The 12,356-nt window shown below is 71.8% G+C and carries 12 protein-coding genes; 9 read left to right on the top strand and 3 right to left on the bottom strand.

The features are described 5' to 3' along the window. Window positions 1–18: 18 nt before the first annotated feature. Window positions 19–399 (bottom strand): metallopeptidase family protein, encoded by a 381-nt coding sequence (locus ACFVYK_RS17700; RefSeq protein WP_389774529.1) that lies wholly within the window; start codon window positions 397–399, stop codon window positions 19–21. Between the two features lie 363 nt (window positions 400–762). On the opposite strand from ACFVYK_RS17700, the gene ACFVYK_RS17705 reads away from it, so the two are divergent. From ACFVYK_RS17705 to ACFVYK_RS17740, 8 genes are all read left to right on the top strand, one after another. After that, on the top strand, window positions 763–1,185 hold the full coding sequence (locus ACFVYK_RS17705) for a DUF3499 domain-containing protein (protein ID WP_109005420.1): 423 nt from the start codon (window positions 763–765) through the stop codon (window positions 1,183–1,185). Between the two features lie 339 nt (window positions 1,186–1,524). Further along, a complete protein-coding gene (locus tag ACFVYK_RS17710) occupies window positions 1,525–2,889 on the top strand; it encodes a phosphomannomutase/phosphoglucomutase (RefSeq protein WP_389774530.1) in 1,365 nt (454 codons plus the stop codon). Between the two features lie 350 nt (window positions 2,890–3,239). Next, entirely contained in the window at window positions 3,240–3,410 is a 171-nt protein-coding gene (locus tag ACFVYK_RS17715) for a Trm112 family protein (protein ID WP_078936097.1), read from the top strand. Window positions 3,411–3,664: 254 nt separating this feature from the next. Beyond that, window positions 3,665–4,798 carry an SIS domain-containing protein gene (locus ACFVYK_RS17720; RefSeq protein WP_389774532.1) on the top strand — a complete coding sequence of 378 codons (1,134 nt, stop codon included), beginning with the start codon at window positions 3,665–3,667 and terminating at the stop codon, window positions 4,796–4,798. A 160-nt stretch (window positions 4,799–4,958) separates the two neighbouring features. After that, entirely contained in the window at window positions 4,959–6,110 is a 1,152-nt protein-coding gene (manA, locus tag ACFVYK_RS17725; protein WP_389774535.1) for a mannose-6-phosphate isomerase, class I, read from the top strand. 125 nt (window positions 6,111–6,235) lie between these two features. Then, window positions 6,236–7,216 (top strand): cation diffusion facilitator family transporter, encoded by a 981-nt coding sequence (locus ACFVYK_RS17730; protein ID WP_389774537.1) that lies wholly within the window; start codon window positions 6,236–6,238, stop codon window positions 7,214–7,216. Window positions 7,217–7,542: 326 nt separating this feature from the next. Continuing rightward, window positions 7,543–9,000: an adenosylhomocysteinase gene (gene ahcY, locus ACFVYK_RS17735; RefSeq protein WP_389774539.1), complete on the top strand. Its 1,458-nt coding sequence runs from the start codon at window positions 7,543–7,545 to the stop codon at window positions 8,998–9,000. Between the two features lie 259 nt (window positions 9,001–9,259). After that, window positions 9,260–9,874: a hypothetical protein gene (locus ACFVYK_RS17740; protein ID WP_389774541.1), complete on the top strand. Its 615-nt coding sequence runs from the start codon at window positions 9,260–9,262 to the stop codon at window positions 9,872–9,874. 36 nt (window positions 9,875–9,910) lie between these two features. On the opposite strand, the gene ACFVYK_RS17745 is transcribed toward ACFVYK_RS17740, so the two are convergent. Continuing rightward, the gene (locus ACFVYK_RS17745) at window positions 9,911–10,870 is read right to left on the bottom strand and encodes an RDD family protein (protein ID WP_389774542.1); all 960 of its coding nucleotides are present in this window, start codon (window positions 10,868–10,870) and stop codon (window positions 9,911–9,913) included. Window positions 10,871–11,010: 140 nt separating this feature from the next. Between ACFVYK_RS17745 and ACFVYK_RS17750 the strand changes: the two genes are divergently transcribed. Next, window positions 11,011–12,018: a stage II sporulation protein M gene (locus ACFVYK_RS17750; protein WP_389774545.1), complete on the top strand. Its 1,008-nt coding sequence runs from the start codon at window positions 11,011–11,013 to the stop codon at window positions 12,016–12,018. Between the two features lie 132 nt (window positions 12,019–12,150). On the opposite strand, the gene ACFVYK_RS17755 is transcribed toward ACFVYK_RS17750, so the two are convergent. Continuing rightward, window positions 12,151–12,356: hypothetical protein (locus ACFVYK_RS17755; protein ID WP_389774548.1), on the bottom strand; the 206-nt coding region annotated here is incomplete at its 5' end.

A 12,356-nucleotide genomic window follows, 5' to 3' on the forward strand; every position in this document is an offset into this window, starting at 1 on the left:
GGGCGCGCGAGGCGGTGCTCAGTCCTCGCCGTAGCGCGGATCCACCGTCTCCGGAGTCAGCCCCAGCAGCTCCGCGACCTGCTCCACGACCACCTCGTGCACCAGTGCGGCACGCTCGTCGCGCCCCTTGGTGCGGATCTCGACCGGCCGGCGGTAGACGACGACCCGGGCCCGCCGGCCCTCCCGCGCGGAGATCGTCCCGCCCAACGGGACCGCCTCGTCGTTCCACGGCTCCGAGGCCGCGTCCAGCCGCGGCACCTCCAGCACCATGAAGTCGATGTCGGCGAGCTGCGGCCACCGCCGCTCCAGGCGCTCCACGGAATCCTGCACGAGGTCGGCGAACACGTCCGCGCGGCTGGCGGCCAACGGCACCTGCGGGGGCGCGATCGGCCCTCGCATGCCCCGGCCGTGGCGATCACGACGACGGGGGCCTGGGCCTGCGGCGGGGGGCGGTACGGGGCTGTCCATCACCACTGCAGCGTAGTACCGGCCGCTCCCCTGCGCCGGGCCCCACACGGCTTCCCGGCCTGCGTCGGCAGCCGCTCACTCCCTGTCGCGGAACGACCGTTCCAGCCAAGATCAGGCTCGATTCCGTACTTCCCGGCGACCGGCGAACTCATGGCAATTGCTGCTGTTTGTGCCGAGTGATGACCGCGCTCCGACGACCACTTCCGCTCAAGGGCTGGTGTTCGCGCAGGTCAGCGGGGTATGACTGGAGTGGCCCGTGGGGCGTTTCACAACACGACACGGTGGAGTGACCTGGTGGAGAGTCGTCGCGGCCCGCTCAAGAGTGCGGTACCGTCCAACGTCGTGAGCCCTGTACGTCGCTGTTCGCGCACCGCCTGCGGCCGACCCGCCGTCGCGACGCTGACGTACGTCTACGCCGACTCGACCGCGGTCCTCGGTCCGCTCGCCACCTACGCCGAACCCCACTGCTACGACCTGTGCGCCGAGCACTCCGAGCGCCTCACCGCCCCGCGCGGCTGGGAGGTCGTCCGGCTCCTCGACGGGTCGGCGCCCGCCCGCCCCAGCGGCGACGACCTGGAAGCGCTTGCCAACGCCGTCCGCGAGGCGGCCCGTCCGCAGGAGCGCGCGGCCGGAGCCGGCGGCGCGGGACGCAGGGCGGACCCGATGGAGGTCGCCCGCCGCGGCCACCTGCGGGTCCTGCGCTCCCCGGACAACTGACCCGGTTCCCGTACTCCCCTCTCGTCCTTCCTCCCCCTCGCGCCGAGCGGTGAGCGGTGAGTTGTGCCCCGCGCCCGCGAACCGACCGCCGCCGGCGCCCTGTTCGCCGCTCCCGCCCACGTCGTCGCGCGACTCCCCGCCGCCCAAACCGTCTTGACGGCGCTCGAAGGCCGGCCGGCCGCCCGCACGCGCGCGTGCCCGAAGGACCGGCCCCGGCGGCCCGGACGCCCCGGAGCCGACGGCGTCACCGCGCCGGCGCGTTTCCCGGCGGCCCGACGGCGGACGCCGAACCGGCACGGGTAGTTTGTGGTGACCTACAGGACTTCAGGAAGGTTGGCCGTGGCTGCTGATCTGTCACAGATCGTGAAGGCGTACGACGTGCGCGGAGTGGTCCCGGACCAGTGGGACGAGTCGCTGGCCGAACTCTTCGGGGCGGCCTTCGCCCAGGTGACCGGTGCCGAGGCGATCGTCGTCGGCCACGACATGCGCCCCTCCTCGCCCGGCCTCAGCGGCGCCTTCGCCCGCGGCGCGGCGGCCCTCGGGGTGCACGTCACCCAGATCGGCCTGTGCTCCACGGACCAGCTGTACTACGCCTCGGGCGCGCTGAACCTGCCCGGAGCGATGTTCACCGCCTCGCACAACCCGGCCCGGTACAACGGCATCAAGCTCTGCCGGGCCGGCGCGGCCCCGGTCGGCCAGGACACCGGTCTGACGCAGATTCGCGAACTGGTCGAGAGGTGGACGTGCACAGGCGCCCCCGAAGCGGCGCCGCAGCGCGGAACGATCTCCGAGGCCGACACGTTGAAGGACTACGCGGCACACCTGCGCGCACTCGTCGACCTGACCTGCATCCGCCCCCTGAAGGTCGTGGTCGACGCGGGCAACGGCATGGGCGGCCACACCGTCCCGACCGTCCTCGACGGCCTTCCCCTGTCCGTCGTCCCCCTGTACTTCGAACTGGACGGCACCTTCCCCAACCACGAGGCCAACCCGCTGGACCCGGCGAACCTCGTCGACCTCCAGAAGCGGGTCCGTGAAGAGGGCGCCGACCTGGGTCTCGCCTTCGACGGCGACGCCGACCGCTGCTTCGTCGTCGACGAGCGGGGCGAGCCGGTCTCCCCGTCCGCGATCACCGCCCTGGTGGCCGTCCGGGAACTCGCGCGCAACGGCGGCAGGGGCACGGTCATCCACAACCTGATCACCTCCTGGACCGTCCCCGAGGTCGTCGGCGAGCACGGCGGCACAGCCGTCCGCACCCGCGTCGGCCACTCCTTCATCAAGGCGGAGATGGCCCGCTGCGGCGCGATCTTCGGCGGCGAGCACTCCGCGCACTACTACTTCAAGGACTTCTGGAACGCGGACACCGGCATGCTCGCCGCCCTCCACGTCCTGGCGGCCCTCGGCGGGCAGGACGGACCGCTGTCCCGCCTCGTCGCCGAGTACGACCGCTACAGCGGCTCCGGCGAGATCAACTCCACGGTCGCCGACCAGGCCGGCCGCATCGCCGCGATCAAGGCGGCCTACGGCGACCGCGAGGACGTCACCCTGGACGAACTCGACGGCCTGACCGTCTCGTCCACCGACTGGTGGTTCAACGTCCGCCCCTCCAACACCGAACCCCTCCTGCGCCTCAACGCCGAAGCCCGGGACGAACCGACCATGACCAAGATCCGGGACGAGGCCCTGGCGATCATCCGGGCCTGACCGCACCCCGCACGCGGGCGAGGACTCGCCGAGGTCCTCGCCCAGGGACCCCGCCCGAAAAGCCCGGCCGAGCACAGACAGCGCGCGCCGTCGGCCCGGGCACCCCGCAGCGCAACGACGAACAGCACGAAACCCCAGCTGACGCCCGGTGAGCGGGAAGGACGGGCGCCGCCGCGATCGCCCCGGCGCGGCGACCGCCGACCGCCTTTGCGCCCGGTCCCGCCGCGTTCCACCCGACCCCCCACGCCCCACCTTCACCGGCGGTACCCTGACCAGGCACAACCGCACACCCCGGCACCACCCGCCGGCACAGCCCGGAAGCACACCGGCCCACCCCGAAGGGACACACCATGCCGCTCGAAGCCGGCCTCCTGGAGATCCTCGCCTGCCCCGCCTGCCACGCCCCTCTCGAGGAGCAGGACACCGAGCTGATCTGCACGGGCCAGGACTGCGGTCTGGCGTACCCCGTCCGCGACGGCATCCCCGTCCTCCTCGTCGACGAGGCCCGGCGCCCCGCGTAACCACGCGCCGCGCCCCGTCCGCGACCGCCGCCCCAGCCCCGGCATCAGCCCGAGCGCCCGGCCCGTCCGGCGCACACCCGCCCGATGCCGAGCACCACTGCCAAGCACCGACCCCACCCGGGCGACCACGCACCGCAGGGAGCAGCAGGAACGGCCCCCCACAGGCCCCGCCGAACCCCGCAGCCTCCCCGCGCGCACCCCACCCCCGGCCCCGCACACCGACGACGCCCCCCCGGCGATCGGAGACTGCCGCCATGCTCGACGACTCGCTGCTCGACACGCCGGAGGCCCTCGCCGAGGCCGACCGCCGAGCACTTCTGCGCGGCGCGGCCGAGGCCGGCGCCCGCGTCCGCACCGCCGCCCGGCACGCGACCGAGGCCGGTGTCCGCGACCTCACGCCGGACGGCCGCCCCCGCGCCATCCTCATCGCCGGTCCCGGCGCCGCCGCCGTCAGCGTCGCCGACCTCCTCGGCACGCTCGCCGGCGCCGCCTGCCCCGTCGTCCGCCTGTCACCCACCGGCGTCGCCCCCGCCGCGGGCGCCCTGCGCTGGGAACTCCCGGGCTGGACGGGGTCCGTGGACCTCCTCCTGATCGCCACCCCGGACGGCAGCGAACCCGGCCTCGCCCTCCTCGTCGAGCAGGCCTACCGCCGCGGCTGCACCGTCGTCGCCGTCGCCCCGGCGGGCACCCCGCTCGCCGAAGCGGCCGCCACGGGCCACAGCCTGTTCGTCCCCCTGGCGACCGCACCGTACGAACAGGACGAGCAGCCCCCTGTGGCCGCCTCCGCCCCCGGCGTCCTCTGGGCCCTGCTGACGCCCTTCCTCGTCCTCCTGGACCGGATCTCCCTGATCTCCGCCCCGCCCGAGGCGCTGGAGGCGGTCGCCGACCGGCTCGACCAGGTCGCCGAACGCTGCGGCCCCGCCGTCGCCACCTACAGCAACCCGGCCAAGACCCTGGCCGGCGAACTCGCCGACGCCCTCCCCGTGATCTGGACCGAAGGCACCTCCGCCGGCCCCGCCGGCCGCCGCTTCGCCGCCGCCCTCGCCGAACTCGCGGGCCGTCCCGCCCTCGTCGCCGAACTTCCCGAGGCCCTCGCCGAACACAGCGCGCTCCTCGCCGGTCCCCTCGCCGCCGGCGCCGATCCGGACGACTTCTTCCGCGACCGCGTCGAGGAGACCCCCGCCCTGCACGCGCGCGTGGTGCTGCTGCGCGATCGCCCCATCGGCGGCCTCACCGCCGCCCCCGCCGCCCGCGACCTGGCCCTCGGCCACGACACGCCGATCAGCGAACTCGAACCCGAAGAGGGCGACGAACTGGTCACCCTCGCCGAGCTGATCGCCACCACGGATTTCGCGGCCGTCTACCTGGCGCTCGCCTCAGGGGCCTGATCCACCGACCGTCATCCGCCCACCGGCCGTCCGCCGATCACGACCGGACGCCCGACGCCCGACGCCCGACGCCCGACGCCCGACGACCGGACGACCGATGACCGGACGACCGGCGACCGACGCCCGGCGACCGACGCCCAGGGGAGGCAGAGAGAACCGCATGGACCGCCTCGAGAACACCATCCGCCCCTACGCCTGGGGTTCCCCCACCGCGATCCCGCACCTGCTCGGCACGGCGCCGACCGGCGAACCGCAGGCCGAGATGTGGATGGGCGCCCATCCGGGCGCGCCCTCGCGCACCGACCGGGGCTCTCTCGTCGAGGTGATCGACGCCGACCCGGCCCGCGAGCTCGGCGACCGCACCGTCGCCAGGTTCGGCCCGCGCCTGCCCTTCCTCCTCAAACTCCTCGCCGCCGGCGCCCCCCTCTCCCTCCAGGTCCACCCCGACCTCGCCCAGGCCGCACAGGGCTATGCGGACGAGGAGCGCCGCGGCATCCCCGTCGACGCCCCGCACCGCAACTACAAGGACGCCAACCACAAGCCCGAACTCCTCTGCGCCCTCACCGAGTTCGACGGCCTCTGCGGCTTCCGCGCCCCCGCGCACGCCGCCGACCTCCTCGACGGACTGGGCGTCGACTCCCTCAAGCCGTACGTCGACCTCCTGCACGCGCATCCGGAGGACGCCGCCCTGCGCGAGGTCCTCACGGCGATCCTCACCGCCGACCGTGAGGAGACGGCCCACACCGTCGCCCGGACGGCCGCCGCCTGCGACCGCCTCGGCGGCGACTACACCCCCTACGCCGGCATCGCCCACCACTACCCCGGCGACCCCGGCGTCCTGGCCGCCCTGCTGCTCAACCACGTCCGGCTCCAGCCCGGCGAAGCCCTGTTCCTCGGCGCCGGCATCCCGCACGCCTACCTGGGCGGCCTCGGCGTCGAGATCATGGCCAACTCCGACAACGTCCTGCGCTGCGGCCTCACCCCCAAACACATCGACGTCCCCGAACTGCTGCGCGTCGTCCGCTTCGAACCCGGCGATCCCGGCGTCCTGCGCCCCGAGGCCGCACCCGACGGCGAAGAGGTCTACGAGACCCCCATCGACGAGTTCCGCCTGTCCCGCCACGTCCTCTCCGAGGGCGGCCCCGTCCACGACCTCACCCGCGACACCCCGCAGATCCTGCTCTGCACGGCCGGAACCGTGCGGGCCGGCGACCACGAACTCACCCCGGGCCAGTCGGTGTTCGTGCCCGCCGCCGACAAGGCCGAGGCGTCCGGCGCCGGCACCCTCTTCCGCGCCACAGTGATTGTCTGACCGCGCTTGGGGATACCAGAACAACCGTCGCCGGAACGGGCTGCAAGAATGACCCACCGGCAAAGGACGGGCAAAGGCCTGAACGGCGAACCGCACGTACGAAGGCGAAGGGACAACCCGAACACATGAGCGCGTCAGGCGGCAGTAGGGCGATCGTGGCGGCACTCGGCGCCAACCTCGCGATCGCGGCATCGAAGTTCGTGGCGTTCGCGTTCAGCGGCTCGTCGTCCATGCTCGCCGAAGGCGTGCACTCCCTCGCCGACTCCGGGAACCAGGCCCTGCTCCTCATCGGCGGCAAGAAGGCCCAGCGCGAGGCCACCCCCCAGCACCCCTTCGGCTACGGCCGCGAACGCTACATCTACGCCTTCCTCGTCTCCATCGTCCTCTTCTCGGTCGGCGGCATGTTCGCCATCTACGAGGGCTACGAGAAGATCAAGAACCCGCACGAGCTGGAACACTGGTACTGGCCCGTCGGCGTCCTCCTCTTCGCGATCATCGCCGAGGGCTTCTCCTTCCGCACCGCCATCAAGGAATCCAACGAACTGCGCGGCAAGCTCTCCTGGTCGCAGTTCATCCGCCGCGCCAAGGCCCCCGAGCTGCCCGTCGTCCTCCTGGAGGACTTCGGCGCGCTGATCGGTCTCGTCCTCGCCCTCGGCGGCGTCGGCCTGGCCCTCCTCACCGGCGACGGCGTCTGGGACGGCATCGGCACCGTCTGCATCGGCGTCCTCCTCGTCCTCATCGCCCTCGTACTCGCCGGCGAGACCAAATCCCTGCTCCTCGGCGAGTCCGCCGGCCTGGAAGACGTCCAGAAGATCGAGGCCGCCATCGTCGACGGCGACACCGTGACCGGCGTCATCCACATGCGCACCCTCCACCTCGGCCCCGAGGAACTCCTCGTCGCCGCCAAGATCGCCGTCCAGCACGACGACACGGCCGGCCAGGTGGCCACCGCCATCAACGCCGCCGAGGCCCGCATCCGCGCCGCCGTCCCCATCGCCCGCGTGATCTACCTCGAACCGGACATCTACAGCGAGGCCGAAGCCGCCAAGGGCCCCGACCGGGAAGCCACCCCGGGCGGCCCCACCCCGCAGCCCTCCGAGCACTGAGCCCGCCCCGCACCACCCGACAGGGCCCGCCGGACACCACGGGCCGGCCGTGTCGCCGTTCCCGGCCGCCCGCGATCGGCGCGATCCGACCGGACGCGGACTGGGGCCGCCCGCGCCCGCGGTGTAGCTTGGAACGGAGCCAGACGTCGCTGCTGATGGCGGTCGGGCGGTCCCGGTGCGGACCGGCCGAGGGAGAGAGGGCCTCCGACGGACTGCGCTGCGCGTACGCGGGCATGCCTGTGTCCTCCTTGGGGCACCCCTGTGTCCGCCGCCGCGCAGACCAGCCGTATCCACCCTCTCGAACCAACCCCGAGGAGCAGCTCACCATGACGACTGTCGACAACCGACAGGACTTCAAGGTCGCCGATCTCTCCCTGGCCGCTTTCGGCCGCAAGGAGATCACCCTTGCCGAGCACGAGATGCCGGGCCTGATGGCGATCCGGCGCGAGTACGCCGAGGCGCAGCCGCTGGCCGGTGCACGGGTGACCGGTTCTCTGCACATGACCGTGCAGACCGCCGTCCTCATCGAGACCCTGGTCGCCCTCGGCGCGCAGGTCCGCTGGGCGTCCTGCAACATCTTCTCCACCCAGGACCACGCGGCCGCCGCCATCGCCGTCGGCCCGAACGGCACCGTGGACGACCCCCGGGGCGTACCGGTGTTCGCCTGGAAGGGCGAGACGCTGGAGGAGTACTGGTGGTGCACCGAGCAGGCGCTGACCTGGCCGGACAGCCCCACCGGCGGCCCGAACATGATCCTCGACGACGGCGGTGACGCCACCCTCCTCGTCCACAAGGGCGTGGAGTACGAGAAGGACGGCAAGGTCCCCTCGGTCGACACCGCCGAGAACGACGAGCACCGCGTCGTCCTGGAACTCCTCAACCGCACGATCACCGACGGCTCCCAGAAGTGGACCCAGCTCGCCTCGGAGATCCGCGGCGTGACCGAGGAGACCACCACGGGCGTGCACCGTCTGTACGAGATGCAGCGCGACGGCGTCCTCCTGTTCCCGGCGATCAACGTCAACGACGCCGTGACCAAGTCGAAGTTCGACAACAAGTACGGCTGCCGCCACTCGCTGATCGACGGCATCAACCGCGCCACCGACGTCCTCATCGGCGGCAAGACCGCCGTCGTCTGCGGCTACGGCGACGTCGGCAAGGGCTGCGCGGAGTCCCTGCGCGGCCAGGGCGCCCGGGTGATCGTGACCGAGATCGACCCGATCTGCGCGCTGCAGGCGGCGATGGACGGCTACCAGGTCACGACCCTCGACGAGGTCGTCGACAAGGCGGACATCTTCATCACCACGACCGGCAACAAGGACATCATCATGGCCTCGGACATGGCCAAGATGAAGCACCAGGCGATCGTGGGGAACATCGGCCACTTCGACAACGAGATCGACATGGCCGGTCTCGCGAAGATCCCCGGCATCGTCAAGGACGAGGTCAAGCCGCAGGTCCACACGTGGACGTTCCCCGACGGCAAGGTGCTCATCGTGCTGTCCGAGGGCCGTCTGCTGAACCTCGGCAACGCAACCGGCCACCCCTCGTTCGTGATGTCCAACTCCTTCGCGGACCAGACCCTGGCCCAGATCGAGCTGTTCACCAAGCCCGACGAGTACCCGACCGGCGTGTACACGCTGCCCAAGCACCTGGACGAGAAGGTCGCCCGCCTCCACCTCGACGCACTCGGCGTCAAGCTGACCACGCTGCGCCCGGAGCAGGCGGCGTACATCGGCGTCGAGGTCGACGGCCCCTACAAGTCGGACCAGTACCGCTACTGAGTCCGCAGCCCACACCGCAGCCCACCCGCTGAAGGGCGCGTCCGTGCACTGACGCGTCCTTCGGCACCGGGCAGACCCTCATCGGTCCTCCGGGACAGGCCCCCGCACCCCCGTGACGGGGGCCTGCCCCTTCGGCCAACCGCCGGAACCGGCCGCCGGCCCGCCCGACCCGCCCGCCGAGACGACGCAGCAGACCGGACCAGAACAGACCGGACCAGAACAGACCGGACCAGCCGCCCTGTCACCCCCCAGGACCCCGATGCCCCGCGGCCGCTATTCGCTCCACGATCCGCACGATCACACCCCCTTCGCCCACGAGCACTTCCACTGCGCCCCCGGCCCGTCCGGCTGGCGCTACGTCTCCCAGCTGACCACGCTCGCCGGCGAGCACACCGGTTCCGTCGACCTCACCCTCGACGACCTCGGCCGCCCCCTGCGCCTCGAACTCCACGCGAGCAGCTGGCAGGTACGCGGCGCGGCCCTGGACGGCGTCACCTGGGTCCGCACCGACCCCGCCGGAGCCGACGCCACAGAGGGCAACGTCCCCGCCCACGCCTTCACCGGCACCTCTCCCGCATTCCTCGTCGCGACCACCCGGCTCCTACGCCTCACCCCCTCCTCCTCGGCCACCCGCGTGCGCCTCGTCGCCTTCACGGACCCGGTCCTCGCCCCGCGCACCGTGGACCAGTCCTGGGCCTTGCTGGGAAGAGAAGCACACGCCACTGACAACGGCCCCCTGACCGTGGACGAATACCAGGTCACAGCCCTGGACACCGGCGAACAGCACATCGTCCACATCGCCGGGGACGTCGTCCTCGCGGCCCCCGGCATCGAGCTGGAAGACCTCGAGACACCCCCGTCCACGTTCGCCTGATCCCCGCCCGCCGCCGCGGAATTCGGACAGGCGGACCTACGCCGGCGGCACGAACCCGGTGCCGCCCCCCTCGGACCGATCACCGGCCTCCCGCACCGGAGCACCCTCGTACGACACGGAGGATCCCGATACCACCGACGGTCCGTATGACGGCGATGCAGGGGGTGGCGCGAGCGGCCCGACCGGCCTCCACCCTTCGAAGGGCGCCGGCGGCCGGCCCGGGCCCTGCGGAACCGGGCCGAAGGACCCGCCCGCGAAGACCCGCCTCGCCTCCCGAACCTGCCGCTCCTGCAGCACCGCCGCGAGAAAAGCGGCCGACGGCACTCCCTGCGGAACCGGGACCCCCGTACGCGCGGCCAGATCACCGGCCAACCGCTGTGCCATGGCCAAGCCGACCTGCGGATCCAGCTGATTCATCCGCCCCAGGTACTGGCGCACCGCCAACCACAGACCGTCCGGCACCGCTGAGAGATCGAGCCCCTGGAACCGCCCCGCCAGCCAGGGCGGAGGCGGCGGCACCAAACCGGACCGCGCCGCCGGAACCCGCTCACGCACCACCAGGGTCCCCGCGAACACATCGCCGAGCCGCCGCCCCCGCGCCGACACGAGCGAGGCGATACAAGCCACCACCCCGATCGTCAGCAGAATCTCCACCACACCGATCGCACCCCGCACCAGCGCATGCCGGAACCGGATCGGCCCGCCGTCGTCCCGCACCACCCGCAATCCGCACGCCGCCTTTCCGAGCGAGCGACCGTGGCTGAGCGTCTCCACCGCGATCGGCCCGCCGACCAGCACGAGCAGGAACGTCGCGATCGACAGCGCGATCCGCGCAGCCTCGTCCAAAGAGGCCGTCGCAGCCAACAGCGCGACGCTCACGACGACATAGACCACGAAAACCACGACCAGATCCAGCAACGTGGACAACGCCCGGCTGGGCAGCCTGGCAGGCCGCAGCTCCAGCGCCACCGCCTCGCCCGTCACCAGCTCACTCACGCCCGTCATCCCTTCCCCGGCCCGCCCCAGCGAACGGCCAGTCTGCCAAGCTGACGGCACATCGCGCCGCAGTAGGACAAGCTGACATCACCACCGGCCCTGAAGAACAGCCGAGGAGCAGGCAAGGAGCAGGCACACCGATGGACCTCGACGTCTTCGTCTCCGCCCACCGCGCGGAATGGGAACGCCTGGACGCCCTCCTGCGCCGCCGACGCCACCTCACCGGCGTCGAGACGGATGAACTCGTCACCCTGTACCAGCGCGCAGCCACCCACCTCTCCCTGATCCAGTCCAGCGCCCCCGACCCCCAGCTCACCGGCCGTCTCACCCAGCTCGTGGCCCGCGCGCGCAGCGCGGTGACAGGAACCCGTCGCGCCTCCTGGCACGACGTGACCCGCTTCCTGACACAGAGCTTCCCGGCCGCGGTCTACCGGTCACGCCACTGGTGGGTACCGACCGCGCTGCTCTCCACCGCCGTCGCCGTCCTCCTCGGGTGGTGGATCGGAACCCACCCAGAGGTCCAGTCCTCCATAGCGGCCCCCGACGAACTGCGGGAGCTCACCCGGCCCGGCGGCCTCTACGAGACGTACTACTCGAGCCACCAAGCAGCGGCGTTCGCCGCCCAGGTCTGGACGAACAACGCCCAGGCCGCCGCGATGTGCCTCGTCCTGGGCGTCTTCCTGGGTCTCCCGGTCCTCTGGATCCTCTTCCAGAACATGCTGAACCTCGGCATCGGAGCGGGCCTCATGTCCTCCGCGGGCCGACTCGACACCTTCCTCGGCCTCGTCCTCCCACACGGCCTGCTCGAACTGACGGCGGTCTTCGTCGCAGCCGGCACCGGGCTCCGTCTTGGTTGGACCGTCATCGACCCCGGCCCCCGCACCCGCCGCAACGCCCTGGCCGAAGAGGGCCGAGCCGCCGTCGGCATGGCCATCGGACTCGCCCTGGTTCTCTTCGTCTCCGGGGCAATCGAAGGGTTCGTGACCCCGTCGGGCCTGCCCACCTGGGCCCGCATCACCATCGGCGTCACCGCGGAACTGGCCTTCCTCACCTACGTCTACGTCCTCGGCGGCAGGGCCGCCCGGGCCGGCGACACAGGCGACGTCGAGGCCGCCGAGCGCAGCGCCACGGTGCCCACGGCCGCCTGATGTGCGATCCGCCCTGACGAACTGCTAGTCTCCTCGTCGCCCCACAAAAAGCCGTTGACACGGAGCGCGTGGGGAGGTAGATTCGAACAGTTGCCTGGAACTGGACAGAGTCCGGTCGGCAGCGGTTAGTATCTAGGCGGCCTCTCGAATCGCAGATTCCATCGAGGCCATCCCGATAAGTCGGAAAGTGAATGGCCGGTCAAAACGGCCTGAGACTTCTGATAAAGTCGGAACCGCCGGAAAGGAAACCGCGAGAAAAGCGGGAACCTGGAAAGCACCGAGGAAATCGGACCGGGAAACGGTCTGATAGAGTCGGAAACGCAAGACCGAAGGGAAGC

This window comes from Streptomyces sp. NPDC058291 (assembly GCF_042880855.1).
GTDB lineage: Bacteria > Actinomycetota > Actinomycetes > Streptomycetales > Streptomycetaceae > Streptomyces.